Source organism: Nocardioides phosphati, assembly GCF_014646375.1.
Classification (GTDB): Bacteria; Actinomycetota; Actinomycetes; order Propionibacteriales; family Nocardioidaceae; genus Nocardioides; species Nocardioides phosphati.
This window is the reverse complement of the sequence record NZ_BMNI01000004.1, coordinates 127,038-145,145: the sequence shown is the minus strand read 5'-3', so window position 1 is coordinate 145,145 and position 18,108 is coordinate 127,038. Positions and strand designations below refer to the sequence as shown.

Sequence of the window (18,108 nt, the reverse complement as noted above, 5' to 3'; positions counted from 1 at the left end):
CCTCCGGGCGAGGCAGGATGTGCGGGTGGAATCCGAGCACCCGCATCCCCTGACCGGTGAGTTCTTCCCGTCACCGGTGCCGCCTGGAACGGGGTGGCCGGACGACCCCTTCCTGCGCAAGACGAGTCCGGCTGCCTCCGCTGCCGGTGTCCGCGAGTCCGCGGGCGCCGGCAGCCTGGCGGAGCTCTGCTCCGCCATCTCCGTCTGTACGGCGTGCCCCCGCCTCGTCGCCTGGCGCGAGGCCGTGGCGGTCGAGAAGCGCGCATCGTTCGCGGACCAGCCCTACTGGGGTCGCCCGATCGCCGGCTGGGGCAGCGAGACCCCGCGCGTGCTGATCGTCGGGCTGGCCCCCGCCGCCCACGGCGGCAACCGCACGGGCCGGATCTTCACCGGCGACCGCTCCGGCGACTGGCTCTTCGCCTCGCTGCACCGCGTCGGGCTGGCCGCCCTGCCGACCTCCGAGCACGCGGGCGACGGCCAGCGGCTGATCGACACCCGCATGGTCGCGACGGTCCGCTGCGCGCCGCCCGACAACAAGCCGACCACCGTCGAGCGCGACACCTGCGCCCCGTGGATCGAGGCCGAGATCGCGCTGGTCGCGCCGTACGTACGCGTGATCGTGGCGCTCGGCTCCTACGGCTGGGACGCCAGCCTGCGTGCCTTCAAGGCGGCGGGTTACACCGTGCCGCGGCCGAAGCCGAAGTTCGGCCACGCCGCGCGCGCGACGCTGCTCGCGCCCGACGGCGCCGAGGTGCTGCTGCTCGGCAGCTACCACCCGAGCCAGCAGAACACGTTCACGGGCAAGCTGACCGAGGAGATGCTCGACGCCGTGCTCGGCGAGGCCGCCGCCTGCCGTTAGAGGCCGGCGTTCCGGACGACCAGTGCGGCGGACCGCTCGGGCTGCTCGCGGAAGAAGAGGTGGCCGACGCCCTCGAGGAGCTCGAGCCGCGCGCCGGGCACGAGCGAGGCGAGGCGCTTGCCGGCCTCGACGCTCACCACGTCGTCGACCGTGCCGTGGACGACGAGCGTCGGCACGTCGAGCGAGCCGAGCCGGGCGGCGACGTCGTGCGCCGTGGCCGCGCGCATCTGCTCCATGACCACCGGACCGGGGACCTTCACCGCGGCCGCGTCGGCACAGAACTGCTCGAACGCGCCCTCGACGGCAGCGCCCGCGGGGGAGATGTTGGCCTCGAACATGAGCTTCGCCGCGACCAGGGCGTCGCCCGCGCCGGCCGCCTCGGCGAGCTTCATGACGCCGGGCGCCCACGCACCCTCGGGGTCGGGCCAGGTGCAGCCGAGCGTGAGGCTCTGGACCCGCTCGGGGTGGGCCAGTGCGAGGACCTGCGCGATCGCGCCGCCCATGGAGATGCCGAGGACGTGCGCGGCGGACCAGCCGACGTGGTCCATCACGGCCGCCGCGTCACCGGCGAGGTCATCGAGCGTGAAGCCGGGCTCGGCCCGGAAGCTCTGCCCGATGCCCCGGTTGTCGAAGGCGACCACGTCGAAGTGCTCGGCGAGTGCCGCGACGAAGGGCTCCGACCACATCAGGTGATGGCCGGCGACGCCCATGACCAGCAGCAGCGGCGGGCCCTCTCCGCGGCGTACGTAGGCGAGGTCGCCGGCGGGCGTGGGAGCGAGCTGTACGTCGGCCATGTGCCGCACGCTACCGCCGGCAAATGAGGGACAGGGGCGCACCCCTAAGGTGGGTGCGCCCCCGTAGCCCAATCGGCAGAGGCAGCCGCCTTAAAAGCGGCACAGTGTGGGTTCGAGCCCCACCGGGGGCACCGGCTTCGACAGACTCAGGCCAGGTCGAAGCGGGCGCGCTCGCCCTCGGGCACCAGGTCGAGGTAGTCGCCGTTCTTCGCGATGAAGCCGCGGACGAACGGGCAGAACGGCAGCACCGCCAGCCCCCGCTTCCGTACGTCGTCCAGCGTCTCGCGGATGAGGACCTTGGCCAGCCCCTGCCCGGCGTACGCGTCGTCGATCTCGGTGTGGACGAAGGCGAGCAGGCCGTCGCCGGGCTCGTAGACGGTGAAGCCGGCCAGTGCGCCGTCGGCGTGGATCTCGTAGCGGTGCTCAGCCGGGTTCTCCCGGACGACGGTCTCGCTCATCTTCGCTCCTGCGTGGTGTGCGGTGGTGGTGTGCTGCTCGCTGCAGCGCCGAGGTCAGGCGGACTTGATCGCGGAGACCTCGAACTCGAGGGTGATCTTGTCGGAGACGAGGACGCCACCGGTCTCGAGGGCAGCGTTCCAGGTGATGCCGTAGTCGCTGCGCTGGATCGCGATCGAGCCCTCGAAGCCGGCGCGGACGTTGCCGAACGGGTCCTGCGCGGCGCCGTCGAACTCGAACGGGATCGTGACCGACTTCGTCGTCTCCTTGATGGTCAGGTCGCCCGTGACCTCGAGGGTGTCGCCGTTCGCCTTGACGGAGGTCGAGTGGAAGGTGATGGTCGGGTACTTCTCGACCTCGAGGAAGTCGCCCGAGCGGAGGTGACCGTCGCGGTCGGCGTTGCGGGTGTCGATGGAGCCGACCTGGATGGTGAGGTCGATCTGCGCGGAGTCGATGCCGCCGTCGACGACCGCGGTGCCCTCGAGCTCGTTGAACGAGCCGCGGACCTTGGTGACCATCGCGTGGCGGGCGACGAAGCCGACGCGGGTGTGGGCCGGGTCGAGGGTCCAGGAGCCGGTCAGCTCGGCGAGCGAGGCGGGGATCGTGGTGGTGCTCATGGTTGTTCTCCTCTTTGTTGGCGGGCGCTCACCCGATTGAGTGACGCATCAACTACTTTCACCATACTCCGCCTTTAAAGGTGATGTGTCAACCAATGGCGTATGATGTCTTCATGACGACCCCGTGGCTGACCGACGAGCAGCAGCGCATCTGGCGCAACTGGCTCCGCCTCAACCGCGAGCTCCAGGCGACGCTCGCCCGGGAGATCGCGGCGACCTCCGACCTGTCGATGGCGGACTTCGGGGTGCTCGTCCAGCTCACCGACGTCCCCGAGGGGCGCGCCCGCATCTCCGAGCTCGCCGACAACCTCGGCTGGGAGCGGAGCCGCGTCTCGCACCAGCTCAAGCGGATGCAGTCCCGCGGGCTCGTCGAGCGGTTCGAGTGCGCGGAGGACGGCCGCGGCTCCTTTGTCGGCGTCACCGAGGCGGGGCGTCACGCCATCGCCGACGCCGCGCCGGGCCACGTCGCCTCCGTACGCCGCCTGGTCGTCGACCACCTGACCGCCGACGAGTTCACCGACTTCGGCCGGCTCGTCGACCGCCTGCTCGAGGCGATCGACGCAGACTGACCCGGGGATGCCCGCGGGAACTCCGCGGGAACTCTGTGGAGAAGCCACCCGTTGTCCGGGTGTCGCCCCACCTAGACTGGAGGGGCAGGGCGGAGCGCCAGGTGGGCGCCCGTCGCGAGATCTCCAGGAGGGACCTCGATGAAGAGCAACAACCCGATCTTCAACAACAACCCGGCGTTCAACGGCCAGGCTGGCTACGGCCAGGGTGGCTACGCGCAGCAGGCCTACCCGCAGGGTGGCTACCCGCCGCCCCCGCCGGGCTACGGCGCCCCGCAGTACGGCGCTCCGCTGCAGGCCCCGCAGGCCACGCGTGCGATGACCATCGACGACGTCGTCCAGAAGACCGGCATCTCGCTCGGTGTCGTGCTGATCGCGGCCGTCGCGACCTGGGTCGGCACGGGCGACGTCACCGCCGGTGACACCAGCTCGCTGGTGGCCCTGACCAGCGTCGGCATGTTCGGCGGCCTGATCGTCGGCCTGATCTGCTCGTTCAAGCGCTCGATGCTGAGCCCCGCGCTCGTGCTCGCCTACGCGGCCTTCCAGGGCCTCTTCATGGGCGGCATCAGCAAGATCTACGACGCGCAGTTCAGCACGCAGGGCGAGCCCAGCATCGTCTTCCAGGCCGTGCTCGGCACGATCTTCGCCGGCGGCGGCGTCCTCGCGGCGTACAAGTTCTTCGACATCAAGATCGGCGACCGGTTCCGTCGGGGCGTCATCGCGGCGTCGTTCGGCTTCCTGGGCCTCGGCCTGCTCGAGCTCGTGCTGTCGATGTTCGGCCACGGCATGGGCTTCTTCGGCAACGGCGGCATGGGTCTGATCTTCGCCATCGCGGGTCTCGCGTTCGGTGTCGTGGGCCTGCTGCTCGACTTCGACATGGTCGAGAACGGCCTGCGTGCCGGCGTCCCGGAGAAGTTCGCCTGGACCGCGGCGTTCGGCCTGACCGCCAGCCTCGTGATGGTCTACTTCTACCTGCTCCGGATCCTGGCTATCCTGCAGAACGACTGACGTTCAGGTTCCGCGCGCGAGCTCGACCGAGGACGAGCGGCCCGCCCGGAATCCGCGAAGCCCCTCCCCGCAACGGGGAGGGGCTTCGTGCGTTGTGCCCGCCTCGGCGTCAGGCGGGTTCTGCCGACTCCAGCGACTCGGCCGGCTTCTCGGCCTCGACCTGCGGCTGGCGACGGCGGTGGCGCAGCTCGACGAGCAGGCCGCGTACGCCGCGGCCGGGGCCCTGGGTGCCGTCGAGCTCGGTGCCCGGAGTGCGGGAGGCCTGCGAGGCCGCGCGCTGCAGCGGCTTGATGCCCTCGCCGCGGGCGGCACGGGGAGCGTCGTCGACCGGGCCCATGCCCAGTGCGGCGAGCGCGGTCGGCAGCAGCACGCCGGCGAACGCCGCGTAGCCCTCGGCGGAGGGGTGGAAGCGGTCGGGGCCGAAGAGGTCCATCGGCCGCGCGTCGAACTCGGGCCCGAGCGTGTTGGCCAGCGAGACCGAGCGACCGCCGGCCTCGACGACCGCGATCGCCTGCGACGTCGCCATGCGGCGCGACATCATCCGGGCCCACTGCTTGAGCGGCGGACTGATCGGACGGACCGTGCCGAGGTCGGGGCAGGTGCCCATGACGATCTTGACGCCGGCGGAGTTCAGCCGGGCGAGGCAGGCGGTGAGCTCCCGGATCGACTGACCGGGGAGGACGCCGTGTGTCACGTCGTTGGCGCCGATGGAGATCACGACCAGCTCGGGCTCGATGAGGAGCGCGCGGTCGACCTGGTCCATCAGGTTGGACGTCTGTGCGCCGACGACCGCGAAGCAGCCGAGGTAGACCCGGCGGTCGGCGGCCGCGGCGATGCCGGTGGCAAGGTGCGCGCCGGGGGTCTCCTCGACGTTCTCGACGCCGTAGCCGGCGGCCCCGGAGTCGCCGAGCAGCGCGACGCGGATCGCCGGGCCGGGGCGCTTGCGGCCGTACCAGCCGCTCGGGTTGGGGGGCGGCTCGTCGAGCGGGTCGCCGATCGCGCGGCGGGCCAGCATCGCCTCGGCCCGCAGCACGCCGTATAGGCCCAGGCCGAGTGCGGAGACGCTGCCGCCGCCGACGGCGGCTGCGGAGGCCACCTTGCGCACGGTCTCGGTCCTGGACATGTCCACCACTGTAGGTGACCCCTTCTCTCTGTTCCGGGGTTCCTGTACCCGCGGGACTAGCCTCTGTGACGTGGACTACGCGAACTCGCTCCTGGACCTCATCGGCAACACCCCGCTCGTCCGGATCAACCGGTCGCTGGACGACGTGGCCAGGACCGGCCCGCTGGTCCTCGCGAAGGTGGAGTACCTCAACCCCGGCGGCTCGGTGAAGGACCGCATCGCGACCCGGATGATCGAGGCCGCCGAGGCCTCGGGCGAGCTGCAGCCGGGCGGCACGATCGTCGAGGCGACCTCGGGCAACACCGGCGTCGGGCTGGCGATGGTGGCGCAGCAGAAGGGCTACCAGTGCGTCTTCGTCTGCCCCGACAAGGTCAGCGAGGACAAGCGCAACGTCCTCAAGGCGTACGGCGCGCGCGTGGTCGTCTGCCCGACGGCCGTCGCGCCGGAGCACCCCGACTCGTACTACAACGTGAGCGACCGGCTGGTCCGCGAGATCCCCGGCGCCTGGAAGCCCGACCAGTACTCGAACCCCAACAACCCGCGCTCGCACTACGAGACGACCGGCCCGGAGATCTGGCAGCAGACCGACGGGAAGATCACGCACTTCGTCGCGGGCGTCGGCACCGGCGGCACGATCAGCGGCATCGGCCGCTACCTCAAGGAGAAGAACCCCGACGTCCAGGTCGTCGGCGCCGACCCCGAGGGCTCGGTCTACTCCGGCGGCAGCGGCCGGCCCTACCTCGTCGAGGGCGTGGGCGAGGACTTCTGGCCCGAGACCTACGACCGCGGCGTCGCCGACCGGATCATCGAGGTCTCCGACGCCGACTCGTTCGCCTTCACGCGGCGGCTGGCCCGCGAGGACGCGCTGCTCGTCGGTGGCTCGTCCGGCATGGCGGCGTATGCCGCGAAGCAGCTCGCCGAGGAGCTGGCGGCAGCCGGACAGACGGATGCGGTGATCGTCGTGCTGCTGCCCGACTCCGGCCGCGGCTACCTGACCAAGGTCTTCAACGACGAGTGGCTGGCGTCGTACGGCTTCCCCACGGGCACCGAGGAGGCGAGCGAGAAGACCGTCGGCGAGGTGCTCCGCGGCAAGTCCGGGCAGCTGCCGGCGCTCGTCCACACGCACCCGACCGAGACGGTCGCCGACGCGATCCACATCCTCCGCGAGTACGGCGTGTCCCAGATGCCCGTCGTCCGCGCCGAGCCGCCGGTGGTCGCCGCGGAGGTGGCCGGTGCCGTCGACGAGCGGACGCTGCTCGACGCGCTCTTCGCGGGCGAGGCGAAGCTGACCGACTCCGTGGAGCGGCACATGTCGCCGTCGCTGCCGACGATCGGCTCGACCGCCGCCGCCTCCGAGGCGGTCGCCGCGCTCGAGCACGCTGACGCGCTTCTCGTGCAGGAGGACGGCAAGCCGGTCGGCGTCGTCACCCGGCAGGACCTGCTCGCCTACATCGCGCGGGGCTGAGCGTGGTCGACGACCCGCTGGTGGTCGTACTGCTCGTCCTGGCCGGCTTCGCGTCGGGATTCGTCGACGCCGTGGTGGGCGGGGGAGGGCTGATCCAGCTGCCGGCGCTCGTCGTCGGGCTGCCGCACGCGACGCCGGTTCAGCTGCTGGCGACCAACAAGCTCTCGTCGTTCTGCGGCACGACGGTCGCCTCGACGACGTACTACCGGCGCGTGAAGCCGCACGCCGGCACGTTCCTGCCGCTGATGGCGTGCGCGTTCGCGGGCTCCCTCGGGGGTGCGCTGCTGGCGAGCCGGATCCCGCGGTCGGCGTTCGAGCCGGTGGTGCTGGTCGTGCTGCTGCTCGTGGGGGCGTGGGTGCTGCTCAAGCCGGATCTGGGGGAGCTCACCGCGCTGCGGTTCGGCCGGGGTGCGCATCTTCTCGGCGCGATGGGCATCGGGCTGGCGGTCGGTCTCTACGACGGCGCGCTCGGGCCAGGGACCGGCTCGTTCTTCGTGGTGTCCCTCGTCGGCCTGCTCGGCTACTCGTTCCTCGAGGCGTCGGCCAAGGCCCGCATGGCGAACTGGGCGACTAACCTCGCCGCGCTGGTGATCTTCGTGCCGCAGGGTGCGGTGCTGTGGGCGACCGGGCTCTCGATGGGCCTGGCCAACCTCGCCGGTGGCTACCTCGGCGCGCGGATTGCGGTCGCCAGGGGCGCGGGCTTCGTCCGGGGCTTTCTCGTGCTCGTGGTCTCCGCCTTCGTCGTCCGCATCGGAGGCGACGTCCTGGGCCTGTGGGGCTGAGCCGCTCAGTCGTCGATGTCGACGAGCTTCTGCCGGCTGGCGTGGCCGCGGACGATCGTGACGCGCGACTTCGGCACGCCGAAGTGGGCCGCGAGCAGCTTCACGACGCCGTCGTTGGCAGCACCATCGACGGCGCGCTCCCGGACGAAGAGCGTCAGCGAGCCGTCGTCGGCGACCTCGACGAGCGGGCCCTTCTTCGAGCCCGGCTTCACGGTCACGCCGTGGCGTGCCACGGCATCAGCCCCGGCCGTGCTGCGCGGGGAACTCGATCGTCGTCGCGGCGGGCCGCCGTGCGGATGTCTCATCGGTGGGAGCCACGTCGGGGACGTTGCCGTCGACGTACATCCAGCGGCCGGCGCGGCGCGTGAACCGGCTCCGCTCGTGCATCTCGTCGACGCCCTGAGGGGTGCGCATGCGCGCGGTGAACTCGACGACGCCGAGGTCGTCGTCGGGGCCGCCCGCCACGATGTCCTCGATGGTGAGGCCGATGAACTCGACGCCCGGCGCGGGGCTGACGTCGTCGGGCCGGGTCTTGGGGTGCCACGTGCGGAAGACGTGGTCGAGCTCTCCGAGGGCGTACGCCGAGTAGCGCGACCGCATGAGCTCCTCGGCGGTGCGCGCCTGGGCGGCGCCGCTGATCAGACGACCGCAGCACACGCCGTAGTTGGACCCGGTGCCGCAGGGGCACAGGCGGGGGTAGCCGGTGAACTCCATCACTCCCACCCTAGGGGGAAGGTGCGGTGGCCGTCACACCGTCGGTGCGACGGGCTAGCGTGGCGGCGTGCCCAGCCTGTCGCATCGCCTGATCGCCTTCGCCCTGCCGAAGGTCAACCCGCCCGTGGTCATCCGCGACCCCGAGCGGCTCCGCGCGGCCCTGGTGGCGAAGAACCGCTCGCGCCAGACGACGCCGCCGGCATGGCTGGAGAAGGACTGGGACGTCACCGTCGAGCGAATCGGCAGCGGCTTCCCGGTGTACGTCGCGACCCCGCGCAGCGGCTCCTTCACGCGCACGCTGGTGCATCTCCACGGCGGCTCGTTCACCGCGATCGCGCACGACCGCCAGTGGAAGTGGGCGGCCCGGCTGGCGCGCTCCACCGGCGCGCGGCTGGTCTTCCCGGCGTACCCGCTGGCGCCGGAGTTCACCTGGCGCGACTCGGTGCCCGCCCTGACGGCGTACGTCGGCGGGCTGTGCGACGAGGGTGAGGTCGTGCTCGCCGGCGACTCGGCGGGCGGTGGGCTCGCGCTGGCGATCGCGCTGGGCCTGCGCGACCGCTGGCGTGCCGGCGAGGGTGCTCAGCCGGCCAGGCTCGTGCTGATCGCGCCGTGGGCCGACCTGACCCGCTCCGCGCCGGGCACCGAGGAGTCCGCCGCACGCGACCCGTGGCTCTCACTCGACAACCACGACACCTACGCGCTCTTCTGGGCCGGCTCGGAGGCCGACCTGGTGCTGCCCGAGGTCTCGCCCGCACTCGGCGACCTCACCGACCTGCCGCCGACCATGCTGATGTGCGGCACCCACGACATGCTCTACGCCGGCGCCGAGGCGCTCGCCGCGCGCGCCGCCACACTCGAGTGGCCGCTTGTCTTCGAGGTCGGTCACGGGCTGCTCCACGTCTACCCGATCCTGCCCGTCTCCGAGGCGCGTGGTGCGCTGAAGCGGGTGGCCGCCTTCATCCGCGGCTGACGGATCAGAGTCCGAAGGCGGCGAGGACCGGGACGAGGACGAGCCCGACGGCGCACGGCAGCACGAACGAGCCGAGGACCATGCCCCACGGGATGGCGCCGAAGAAGCTCGTCCGGTGCCGGGTGAAGAAGTGGATCGCCCAGCACGTGAGGATCGTGCCGAGGAAGAGCAGTCCGCCCGTGCCGTCCGGCTCCTCGACCAGGTGCAAGATGCCGGCCACGGCGTACGGAGCGACGATTCCGATGCCGACGCCCCAGGTGTAGCCGGGATCGCGGGGTCGACGTGGGCGCGGAGAGGCGCGGCGCCATTGGGTGACCGGGATCGGCTGTGGCTCGCGCTTCGCGCGCTCGTAGGCAAACGCCGTCAGGGCCAGCGGCACGACGACGGCGAGGAGGAGCGCGATCCCGAACATCACACGGGGACGCTAGTGCTCCCTCGGACAACGTGAAGGCTTTTCGCCACCAGGTGGCGAAAAGCCTTCACGTTGTTCTGCAGGGATCTCCCTGCGTCACCAGTAATGAGCCCTCGGGCCTACCGAGTGGCCCATGGAGCCGGCGAGCCACAGCACCACGCCGATCAGGACGAGGATGATGCCAAGCGTCCACAGGATCGAGATGTTGAAGATGGCTCCGAGGATGAGAAGCACCAGACCGAGAATGATCACGGCTGCCTCCTGAGTCCAACGCCGCGGACGGCGTTGTCGCGATCTGCGACTGCCCTCAGGTACCCCCAATTCCGATTTGTCACGCCCTCGCGCCCGCCAGGTGTGCGACCGTCGGTCCATGAGGAAGCTCGCGCTCGTCATCGGTTCGCTGGCCGCCGTCGTGCTGCTGGCCCTGCTGGTCCACGTCGCCGACGAGGGCGACGGCGTCACCTACCAGGGCTCCTGGGAGCAGCTGGGGCACCACCCCCACGGGCACCTGCACGGCCACCGCCCCTGCGACCCGCCGCAGGCGACGCACGGCCGAGTGGGCGGCCGAGTGCACGGCCGAGTGCACGGCCGGATGCCCGGCCTCATGCCCGGCCTCATGCCCGGACGCATGCACGGGCGCCCGCCCGGCCGCGGCTGCGGGGAGGTCCCGGAGCTCCGCACCGTCGGCTGCCACCGCAGTGACGGGGGCATCACCCTGACCTACGCCTTCGGCGCACTCGACACCGTTGCGCCGTTCATCGAGCCCCGCGGGCGCGGCATCGTCGTCGGCGTCAAGGTGTGGGGACCGCCGCGCGGAACGATCGTCACGACGCAGCTCATGCTCGGCACGGCCTCGTTCCCGATGGCTGTAGAGCCCGTCTGGATCAGGGATCCCGCGGGAAGGGACGTGCCCTGCCCGCGAGGAGAGCCGCTGGTCAGACGGGCACCTTGATGCCGGTGGCCGAGTGGCAGCGGTACCCGTTGGGGTTCTTGTAGAGGTACTGCTGGTGGTAGTCCTCGGCGTAGTAGTACGTCGGGGCCGGCTTGATCTCGGTGGTGATCGCCCCGTAGCCGGCACGCTGCAGCACGGGCGCGTAGCCCTCGGTGATCTCTCGCGCGACCTTCTCCTGCTCCTCGGAGAAGAAGTAGATCGCCGAGCGGTACTGCGTGCCGATGTCGTTGCCCTGGCGGTAGCCCTGCGTCGGGTCGTGGACCTCGTAGAAGGCACGCACCAGGTCCGCATAGCTGACCTCGTCGGGGTCGAAGACCACGCGCACGGCCTCGGTGTGGCCGGTCATGCCCGAGCAGACCTCGTCGTACGTCGGGTTGGGGGTCGTGCCGCCGGCGTAGCCGACGGAGGTGGACCAGACGCCGGGCATGCGCCAGAAGATCTCCTCCGCGCCCCAGAAGCAGCCGAGGCCGAAGAGCGCGACCTCGAGGCCCTCGGGGACGACGTCGGTGACGAGCGGCGCGTCGAGCACCTTGTGGCGGTCGGACAGCGCGAACTGCTGCTGCGGGCGGCCGGGCAGGGCGCGGTCGGGCGAAACCATCTCGGTCTTCTTGAAGAACATCGGGCCTCCTGAGCTCGCCCCCATTCTGCCGTTCGGGCCAAGGTCTAGGCTCGCGAACGTGAGCCAGTCCAGCGACCACACGCAGAAGGGCGGGTTCGAGACCCGCGCCATCCACGGCGGCTACGAGCCGGACGCCACCACAGGCGCGGTGATCCCGCCGATCTACGCCACCAGCACCTACAAGCAGGACGGCGTGGGCGGGCTGCGCGGCGGCTATGAGTACAGCCGCTCGGCCAACCCCACCCGCACCGCGCTCGAAGGCGCGCTCGCGGCCGTCGAGCAGGGGGAGCGGGGCTTCGCGTTCGCCAGCGGCCTGGCCGCCGAGGACGCCATCCTCCGCGCCCTGACGTCGCCCGGCGACCACGCGGTCATCCCCGATGACGCCTACGGCGGCACCTTCCGCCTGTTCGACAAGGTCGCCCGCCCGTGGGGCCTCGAGCACACGCCGGCGCACCTCGCCGACCTCGACGCGGTCCGCGCCGCGATCCGCCCGGAGACCAAGCTGGTCTGGGTCGAGACGCCGACCAACCCGATGCTCTCGGTCGGCGACATCGAGGCGCTCGCCGCGCTCGCCCACGACGCCGGCGCGCTGCTGGTCGTCGACAACACCTTCGCCTCGCCGTACCTCCAGCAGCCGCTCACGCTCGGCGCCGATCTCGTCGTCCACTCCACCACCAAGTACGTCGGCGGCCACAGCGACGTCGTCGGCGGCGCGGTCGTCGTCCGCGACCTCGAGGTCGCCGAGCGGATCGGGTTCCACCAGAACGCGATGGGCGCGGTGGCGGGGCCGTTCGATGCGTTCCTGACCCACCGCGGCCTCAAGACGCTCGGCGTCCGCATGGACCGGCACTGCGACAACGCCGAGAGGGTCGTCGACTTCCTCTGCAGCCACCCGGCCGTCGGCACGGTGATCTACCCGGGCCTCGAGACGCACCCCGGCCACGAGGTCGCGGCGCGGCAGATGAAGCGCTTCGGCGGCATGGTCAGCTTCCGGGTCAACGGGGGCGAGGAGGCAGCGCTCCGGGTGTGCGAGAGCACGAAGGTCTTCACGCTCGGTGAGTCGCTGGGCGGGGTCGAGTCGCTGATCGAGCACCCGGGCCGGATGACCCACCAGAGCGTCGCCGGCACGGCCCTCGAGGTGCCTGCCGACCTGGTCCGGCTCAGCGTGGGCATCGAGACCGCTGACGACCTCCTCGCCGACCTGGAGCAGGCGCTTGGCTGAGCCCGACGTCCGCTTCTCGCTGGCCAACGAGCGCACCTTCCTCGCCTGGGAGCGCACCGCCCTCGGCATGCTCGGTGGTGGCGCCGCGGTGCTCCACCTGCTCGACCGGGCCGTGATGGTCTGGGTGCTCGGCGGGCTGCTGCTGGCGGGCGGTGCGGGCAGTGCCGTCCTCGGCTGGTGGCGCTACCGCGCGGCCGACCGTGCCATCGCCGCGGGCGAGCCCGTGCCGCCGCTGGTGCTGGCCCCCGTGCTCGCGGGTGCGGTCGTGCTCGCGGTTGCCGCGGCGCTCGCTTCGGCGTTCGTCTAGGGTCACGAGCGTGAAGGACGAGCAGGCACCCGAGGGGCTCTCCGCGACCGAGGCCGACCAGACCTCCGACGAGGAGGCGCAGGCCGAGTCCGACGAGAGCCGCACCGAGAAGCTCACGCACCTCCTCGCCCACCAGTGGGCCCAGCTGCGCGCCGAGCGCCGCAACGACGTCGAGCCGATCCGCACGGGTCCGTCGAACTTCAGCCGGGCGCAGGTGCCGTGGGGCCTCGACCTCGCGGCCGCCTGGTCGTGGCGCCTGATCGTCATCGCGATCGCGGCCGGCGGCGCTGCCGCGGCGATCTGGCACTTCCGGGTGCTCACCCTCCCGCTCGTCATCGCGCTGCTGATCAGCGCGCTGATGTCGCCGTTCGTGCGGCTCCTGGCGCGGCTCGGCATCCCCCGCGGGCTCTCGGCTGGCGTGACGGTCGTGCTCGGCCTCGCCTCGGTCGTCGGCCTGCTCAGCTTCGTGGGCAACCAGGTCGCGGCCGGCGCGAGCGACCTCGCCGACCAGGTCGCCGGCGGCCTCGGCGAGATCCGGCGCTGGCTCCAGACCGGTCCGATCGACGCCAGCGACTCGCAGATCAACGACTGGATCGCGACCGCGCAGAAGTCGCTCACCGAGCGGTCCAAGCACATCCAGGTCGGGCAGGTCACCGAGTGGACGACCGCCGTGGGCCACGTCGTCGCCGGCATGTTCGTCGTGCTCTTCGCGACCTACTTCTTCCTCGCCGACGGCCACCGGATCTGGGCCTGGGTGGTCCGGATCTTCCCGCGTGCGGCGCGCGAGGCCGTCGACTCCTCCGGCCGCGTCGCGTGGGTCTCGCTCATCCAGTTCGTCCGGGCCACCGTCATCGTGGCGCTCGTCGACGCGGGCGGCATCATGATCGGCGCGGCGGCCCTCGGCGTACCCCTGGTGCTGCCGATCGGCGTCCTGGTCTTCCTCGGTGCCTTCGTGCCGATGGTCGGCGCGACGCTGGCCGGCCTGGTCGCCACGCTCGTTGCGCTGGTCACGGTCGGCGCCTTCAAGGCGCTGATCATGCTCGCGGTCGTCGTCGGCGTCCAGGAGCTCGAGGCGCACGTGCTGCAGCCGCTCGTGCTCGGGCGCTTCGTCTCGGTCCACCCGCTCGGCGTCATCGTGGCGATCGGCCTGGGCGTGATCCTCGCCGGTCCCGCCGGCGCACTGATGGCCGTGCCCCTCGCCGCCATGGCCAACGCCGTCGTCACGCACCTCGGCCGGCTCTCCGACCCGGAGTACGCCGCGAGCGTGCACGCCATCGAAGGCCCCGCGGGCGGCGCCCCGTGAGCCTGACGCTCGCCGACGTCCTCTCCGCCCGTGACACCCTCGCCGGGGTCGCCGTGCGCACACCGGTCGTCGAGTCGCGCTGGCTCTCCGACCTCACCGGCCAGCACGTCCACCTGAAGTGCGAGAACCTCCAGCGCACCGGCTCGTTCAAGGTCCGCGGCGCCTACGTGCGCATCGCGCGCCTCTCGCCGGAGGAGCGTGCCGCCGGCGTCGTCGCGGCCAGCGCCGGCAACCACGCGCAGGGCGTCGCCCTCGCCGCCCAGCAGCTCGGCATCCCCTCGACGGTCTTCATGCCCGAGGGCGCGCCGATCCCGAAGGAGCGCGCCACCCGTGCGTACGGCGCCGACGTCGTCTTCGCCGGGCGCTACTTCGACGACGCGCTCCGCGAGGCCCTGGCGTACGCCGAGCGCACCGGCGCGACGTTCATCCACCCGTTCGACCACCCCGACGTGGTGGCCGGGCAGGGCACGGTCGGCCTGGAGATGCTCGAGCAGGTGCCCGACGCGGGCACCGTGCTGGTGCCCGCGGGCGGCGGGGGACTGGTCGCCGGCGTCGCGCTCGCGGTGAAGTCGCTGCGCCCCGACGTGCGGGTCGTGGCCGTGCAGGCCGAGGGGGCTGCGGCGATCGCGCCGTCGCTCGAGGCCGGTGCGCCGGTCGCGCTGGAGTCGCTGAGCACGATGGCCGACGGCATCGCGGTGGGTCGCCCGGGCGAGGTGCCGCTCTCGCTGATCCGGGACCACGTCGACGATGTCCTCAGCGTCTCGGAGGAGTCGCTCTCGCAGGCCCTGCTGAGCCTCGTCGAGCGGGCCAAGATGGTGGTCGAGCCCGCCGGTGCGGCGGCCGTGGCGGCCTTGGTGGAGCACCCGGACGCGTTCTCGGGCACCGTCGTGGCACTGCTCTCCGGCGGCAACATCGACCCGCTGCTCCTGGGCAAGGTGATCCGCCACGGCCTCGCGTCCGCGGGCCGGTTCCTCAACCTCGCGGTCTCGCTGCCCGACGTCCCGGGCGCGCTCAACGGACTGCTCACCGAGATCGCGGCCGCCCAGGCCAACATCCGCACCATCGGCCACGACCGCACCTCGTCGTCGCTGCGGCTGGACGAGGTCGAGGTCCGGATCGAGTGCGAGACCCGTGGGGTCGCGCACGCCGAGTCGCTGATCCGGCGGCTGCGCGAGCTCGGCTACAAGGTCCTCTGACGCTGCGCCGGCGGCGGCCGTGGGCTCTCTGCGGGGCGACCTTGCTAGTCTGGCTTCTTTGCTTCATCACGGAGTCGCCGCGGCCACACGCCGCGGCGTACGTCTATCCGCACCAACATGCAGGAGTGATCATGACCGAGCAGCAGGACACCGTCTGGCTCACGCAGGAGGCTTTCGACAAGCTCCAGGCCGAGCTCGAGGACCTCAAGGGCCCTGCGCGCCAGGAGATCGTCGACCGCATCTCGGCCGCCCGCGACGAGGGCGACCTCAAGGAGAACAGCGGCTACCACGCTGCCCGCGAGGAGCTCGGCAAGCTCGAGGGCAAGATCCGCCAGCTCACCTCGATGCTCGAGAAGGCCGAGGTCGGCCAGGCCGACGCCGGCGATGGCACGATCGGGCCCGGCATGGTCGTGACCTACAAGTTCGTCGGCGACGACGATGACGAGGCGGAGAAGTTCCTCCTCGGCGCCCGCGAGATCGACCCCGACGGCCTTGCGGTGATCTCGCCGCAGGCGCCGCTCGGCGGTGCCGTGATCGGCGCCAGGAAGGGCGACACCGTCTCCTACGAGGCGCCCAACGGCAAGACCCTCGAGGTCGTCGTCCTCGACGCGGAGCCCTTCGTCGGCTGACGCCGCGCTCGTACGCCGCGACGTCGCTCCGTCACGCGGAGCACCCGCCGAGACGTCAGTTCGTCACCGGTCCGCCGTGACGAACTGACGTCTCGGCGTATTTCCGGTGCGAGCTGGCGGCGGGTCGGCGGGTCAGCGAGGGCGGTTCTGGCCCTTCGCGGTGCAGCCGATGAGGTCGATGGCAGTGGCCTGGCGCTCGGTCCGGATCTTCACGCGGTTGGCGCCGTCGACCGGCGTGAACTGCTTCGACCCCACGGCCGTCTTGTCCTCGGCGAGCGCCTGGATCCGGCAGCTCGGATCGACCGCGTCGTCCGAGAGCGTGACCTCGATGTCGGCCACGACGAGGTGTGCGTCGACGATCGTGAAGTTGCGGTCGGTCGACTGCACGTCGGGCGTCGACATGCTCCACCAGACCCACGCGACCCAGATCAGGAACGGCACGCCGACCACCAGCCCGACGACGAGGGCGAGCGGGAAGCGGCGCCCGTCGGGGCGGCGTCCATAGCGGTCTGCGAGTGCGTCGGTCACGCGGGCATCGTCCCACGGGCCCGTCCTCCTAGAATCTCCGCATGTCTGTTGAGCCGCTCCGGCTGATGCACGTGCACGCGCACCCCGACGACGAGTCGAGCAAGGGCGCGGCCACCACCGCCAAGTACGTCGCCGAGGGCGTCGACGTCCACGTGGTCACGTGCACGGGCGGTGAGCGGGGCGACGTCCTCAATCCCAAGATCGACCCGGCGACGATCGAGGACATCCAGGCGGTCCGCCGCGCCGAGATGGACGCCGCGCGCGAGATCCTCGGCGTCAAGCAGGACTGGCTCGGCTTCGTCGACTCCGGCTGGCCCGACGGCGACCCGAAGCCGCCGCTGCCCGACGGCTGCTTCGCGCTCGTGCCCGTCGAGGAGGCGGCCGAGCCGCTGGTCCGGTTCATTCGCAGCTTCCGGCCCCACGTCATGACGACGTACGACGAGCGGGGTGGCTACCCGCACCCCGACCACATCCAGTGCCACCTGGTCTCGATGGAGGCGTTCAGGGCCGCGGCCGACCCGGAGCGCTATCCCGACGCGGGGGAGCCGTGGCAGGTCGCCAAGCTCTACTTCCACCACACGTTCAACCGGCCGCGCGCGCTCGCGATCCACGACGCGATGGAGGCCGCCGGCCTGCCCTCGCCGTACGCCGACCGGCTGAAGGACTGGACGCCCGACCCGGCGTGGGACGCGCGCATCACGACGCGGGTGCCGTGCGCGGAGTGGTTCGAGACGCGCGACCGGGCGCTGCTCGCGCACGCGACGCAGATCGACCCCGACGGCTTCTGGTTCGCGGTGCCGATGGAGGTGCAGAAGGCGACCTGGCCGCACGAGGACTACGAGCTCGTCGAGACCCACGTGCCGACCGAGCTGCCCGAGGCAGACCTGTTCGCGGGCCTGCGCGACGCCCCGTGGCCGGGGGTGAGCCAGGCGTGAGCGACAATGGAGCCATGCTCACCCCGCTGACCATCGCCACGTCCAACTGGAACGGCGACGCCGACAAGATCACCGCAGGCTGGATCGGTGCGCTCGTGCTCGGTCTGATGATCGTGGCGACCGTGCTCCTGCTCTGGAGCTTCACGCGCCAGCTCAAGAAGACCAACGCCGCCAACGAGGCCGGCGTCTACGGCAGCGACGAGGCCCCGGCGCCGTCCACCGACGACAAGGCCTGATCGCCGCAGGGCTCAGCCCTGCGACTCCTTGAGCTGCCGGCGTACGTCGTCCATGTCGAGCTTGCGGACGGCCTCGATCACCTGCTCGAGCGCCTGCTCGGGCAGCGCGCCGGGCTGGGCGTAGATCAGCACCTGCTCGCGGAAGACCATGAGCGTCGGGATGCTGGTGACCCGGAAGGCGCCCGCGAGCTCCTGCTGCTCCTCGGTGTTGACCGACCCGAAGGTGATGTCGGGATGCTTCTCCGACGCGGCCTCGTAGATCGGCGCGAACTGGCGACACGGGCCGCACCAGCTCGCCCAGAAGTCGACGAGGAGGATGTCGTCCTCCTCGACGTGGTCGGTGAAGTTCGCTGCGGTCAGCTCGATCGTGGCCATGCCAGCAACGCTACGCGGCGGCCAAGGGTCCGCTCACAGG

At 71.6% G+C, this 18,108-nt stretch carries 25 protein-coding genes and 1 tRNA gene; 15 read left to right on the top strand and 11 right to left on the bottom strand.

From position 1 onward, the window contains the following. The first annotated feature begins 25 nt into the window (after positions 1 to 25). Positions 26 to 859 carry a uracil-DNA glycosylase gene (locus IEX47_RS10050; protein ID WP_308423267.1) on the top strand — a complete coding sequence of 278 codons (834 nt, stop codon included), beginning with the start codon at positions 26 to 28 and terminating at the stop codon, positions 857 to 859. On the opposite strand, the gene IEX47_RS10045 is transcribed toward IEX47_RS10050, so the two are convergent. After that, on the bottom strand, positions 856 to 1,653 hold the full coding sequence (locus IEX47_RS10045) for an alpha/beta fold hydrolase (protein WP_188783877.1): 798 nt from the start codon (positions 1,651 to 1,653) through the stop codon (positions 856 to 858). The two genes, IEX47_RS10050 and IEX47_RS10045, sit on opposite strands and share 4 nt — an antisense overlap. Before the next feature lie 57 nt (positions 1,654 to 1,710). On the opposite strand from IEX47_RS10045, the gene IEX47_RS10040 reads away from it, so the two are divergent. Next, positions 1,711 to 1,784 (top strand) — tRNA-Leu (locus tag IEX47_RS10040). A gap of 15 nt (positions 1,785 to 1,799) precedes the next feature. Here the strand turns inward: IEX47_RS10040 and IEX47_RS10035 are convergent. Beyond that, on the bottom strand, positions 1,800 to 2,111 hold the full coding sequence (locus IEX47_RS10035) for a GNAT family N-acetyltransferase (RefSeq protein ID WP_188783876.1): 312 nt from the start codon (positions 2,109 to 2,111) through the stop codon (positions 1,800 to 1,802). A 54-nt stretch (positions 2,112 to 2,165) separates the two neighbouring features. After that, a complete protein-coding gene (locus tag IEX47_RS10030; RefSeq protein WP_188783875.1) occupies positions 2,166 to 2,726 on the bottom strand; it encodes a YceI family protein in 561 nt (186 codons plus the stop codon). A 113-nt stretch (positions 2,727 to 2,839) separates the two neighbouring features. Between IEX47_RS10030 and IEX47_RS10025 the strand changes: the two genes are divergently transcribed. Together IEX47_RS10025 and IEX47_RS10020 are read left to right on the top strand one after the other, a co-directional pair. Next, entirely contained in the window at positions 2,840 to 3,295 is a 456-nt protein-coding gene (locus IEX47_RS10025; protein ID WP_229662780.1) for a MarR family winged helix-turn-helix transcriptional regulator, read from the top strand. A 138-nt stretch (positions 3,296 to 3,433) separates the two neighbouring features. Continuing rightward, positions 3,434 to 4,300, top strand: a complete 867-nt coding sequence (locus tag IEX47_RS10020; RefSeq protein WP_188783874.1) for a Bax inhibitor-1/YccA family protein — start codon at positions 3,434 to 3,436, stop codon at positions 4,298 to 4,300. Between the two features lie 109 nt (positions 4,301 to 4,409). Here the strand turns inward: IEX47_RS10020 and IEX47_RS10015 are convergent, their stop codons facing one another. Further along, positions 4,410 to 5,423 (bottom strand): SGNH/GDSL hydrolase family protein, encoded by a 1,014-nt coding sequence (locus IEX47_RS10015; protein WP_188783873.1) that lies wholly within the window; start codon positions 5,421 to 5,423, stop codon positions 4,410 to 4,412. Between the two features lie 70 nt (positions 5,424 to 5,493). Between IEX47_RS10015 and IEX47_RS10010 the strand changes: the two genes are divergently transcribed. Continuing rightward, positions 5,494 to 6,888: a cystathionine beta-synthase gene (locus IEX47_RS10010; protein ID WP_188783872.1), complete on the top strand. Its 1,395-nt coding sequence runs from the start codon at positions 5,494 to 5,496 to the stop codon at positions 6,886 to 6,888. Between the two features lie 2 nt (positions 6,889 to 6,890). Then, entirely contained in the window at positions 6,891 to 7,670 is a 780-nt protein-coding gene (locus IEX47_RS10005) for a sulfite exporter TauE/SafE family protein (protein ID WP_188783871.1), read from the top strand. Between the two features lie 5 nt (positions 7,671 to 7,675). On the opposite strand, the gene IEX47_RS10000 is transcribed toward IEX47_RS10005, so the two are convergent. Then, complete coding sequence (locus IEX47_RS10000; RefSeq protein WP_229662779.1) at positions 7,676 to 7,903, bottom strand: DUF167 domain-containing protein; 228 nt, start codon at positions 7,901 to 7,903, stop codon at positions 7,676 to 7,678. Between the two features lie 4 nt (positions 7,904 to 7,907). Beyond that, positions 7,908 to 8,384: a YchJ family protein gene (locus tag IEX47_RS09995; RefSeq protein ID WP_188783869.1), complete on the bottom strand. Its 477-nt coding sequence runs from the start codon at positions 8,382 to 8,384 to the stop codon at positions 7,908 to 7,910. Between the two features lie 67 nt (positions 8,385 to 8,451). Between IEX47_RS09995 and IEX47_RS09990 the strand changes: the two genes are divergently transcribed. Beyond that, the gene (locus IEX47_RS09990) at positions 8,452 to 9,354 is read left to right on the top strand and encodes an alpha/beta hydrolase fold domain-containing protein (RefSeq protein ID WP_188783868.1); all 903 of its coding nucleotides are present in this window, start codon (positions 8,452 to 8,454) and stop codon (positions 9,352 to 9,354) included. Between the two features lie 4 nt (positions 9,355 to 9,358). Here the strand turns inward: IEX47_RS09990 and IEX47_RS09985 are convergent, their stop codons facing one another. After that, positions 9,359 to 9,766, bottom strand: coding sequence for a hypothetical protein (locus tag IEX47_RS09985; protein WP_188783867.1), 408 nt, complete (start codon positions 9,764 to 9,766; stop codon positions 9,359 to 9,361). 96 nt (positions 9,767 to 9,862) lie between these two features. After that, positions 9,863 to 10,138, bottom strand: a complete 276-nt coding sequence (locus IEX47_RS18110; RefSeq protein ID WP_188783866.1) for a DUF6131 family protein — start codon at positions 10,136 to 10,138, stop codon at positions 9,863 to 9,865. Here IEX47_RS18110 and IEX47_RS09975 point away from each other — a divergent pair. Continuing rightward, positions 10,137 to 10,718 carry a hypothetical protein gene (locus IEX47_RS09975; protein ID WP_188783865.1) on the top strand — a complete coding sequence of 194 codons (582 nt, stop codon included), beginning with the start codon at positions 10,137 to 10,139 and terminating at the stop codon, positions 10,716 to 10,718. The two genes, IEX47_RS18110 and IEX47_RS09975, sit on opposite strands and share 2 nt — an antisense overlap. Here the strand turns inward: IEX47_RS09975 and msrA are convergent. After that, positions 10,702 to 11,337, bottom strand: a complete 636-nt coding sequence (gene msrA / locus IEX47_RS09970) for a peptide-methionine (S)-S-oxide reductase MsrA (protein ID WP_188783864.1) — start codon at positions 11,335 to 11,337, stop codon at positions 10,702 to 10,704. The genes IEX47_RS09975 and msrA overlap by 17 nt on opposite strands. Positions 11,338 to 11,395: 58 nt before the next feature. Between msrA and IEX47_RS09965 the strand changes: the two genes are divergently transcribed. The 5 genes from IEX47_RS09965 (at position 11,396) to greA (ending at position 15,994) form a co-directional block, all read left to right on the top strand. Next, entirely contained in the window at positions 11,396 to 12,559 is a 1,164-nt protein-coding gene (locus tag IEX47_RS09965; protein WP_188783863.1) for a cystathionine gamma-synthase, read from the top strand. Then, positions 12,552 to 12,866 (top strand): YidH family protein, encoded by a 315-nt coding sequence (locus IEX47_RS09960; protein WP_188783862.1) that lies wholly within the window; start codon positions 12,552 to 12,554, stop codon positions 12,864 to 12,866. Before IEX47_RS09965 ends, IEX47_RS09960 begins: the two co-directional genes overlap by 8 nt. 10 nt (positions 12,867 to 12,876) lie before the next feature. Beyond that, positions 12,877 to 14,169, top strand: a complete 1,293-nt coding sequence (locus tag IEX47_RS09955) for an AI-2E family transporter (protein WP_188783861.1) — start codon at positions 12,877 to 12,879, stop codon at positions 14,167 to 14,169. Continuing rightward, positions 14,166 to 15,365 carry a threonine ammonia-lyase gene (gene ilvA, locus IEX47_RS09950; protein WP_188783860.1) on the top strand — a complete coding sequence of 400 codons (1,200 nt, stop codon included), beginning with the start codon at positions 14,166 to 14,168 and terminating at the stop codon, positions 15,363 to 15,365. The genes IEX47_RS09955 and ilvA overlap by 4 nt, the downstream gene beginning before the upstream one ends. 131 nt (positions 15,366 to 15,496) lie before the next feature. Continuing rightward, positions 15,497 to 15,994 (top strand): transcription elongation factor GreA, encoded by a 498-nt coding sequence (gene greA / locus IEX47_RS09945; protein WP_188783859.1) that lies wholly within the window; start codon positions 15,497 to 15,499, stop codon positions 15,992 to 15,994. A 132-nt stretch (positions 15,995 to 16,126) separates the two neighbouring features. On the opposite strand, the gene IEX47_RS09940 is transcribed toward greA, so the two are convergent. Next, positions 16,127 to 16,522, bottom strand: a complete 396-nt coding sequence (locus IEX47_RS09940; protein WP_188783858.1) for a DUF4307 domain-containing protein — start codon at positions 16,520 to 16,522, stop codon at positions 16,127 to 16,129. Between the two features lie 41 nt (positions 16,523 to 16,563). Between IEX47_RS09940 and mca the strand changes: the two genes are divergently transcribed. Together mca and IEX47_RS09930 are read left to right on the top strand one after the other, a co-directional pair. Beyond that, positions 16,564 to 17,457, top strand: coding sequence for a mycothiol conjugate amidase Mca (mca, locus tag IEX47_RS09935; RefSeq protein WP_188783857.1), 894 nt, complete (start codon positions 16,564 to 16,566; stop codon positions 17,455 to 17,457). Between the two features lie 14 nt (positions 17,458 to 17,471). Further along, positions 17,472 to 17,693: a hypothetical protein gene (locus tag IEX47_RS09930; protein WP_229662777.1), complete on the top strand. Its 222-nt coding sequence runs from the start codon at positions 17,472 to 17,474 to the stop codon at positions 17,691 to 17,693. 12 nt (positions 17,694 to 17,705) lie between these two features. On the opposite strand, the gene trxA is transcribed toward IEX47_RS09930, so the two are convergent. Next, complete coding sequence (gene trxA, locus IEX47_RS09925; RefSeq protein ID WP_188783855.1) at positions 17,706 to 18,068, bottom strand: thioredoxin; 363 nt, start codon at positions 18,066 to 18,068, stop codon at positions 17,706 to 17,708. Positions 18,069 to 18,108: the final 40 nt, after the last annotated feature.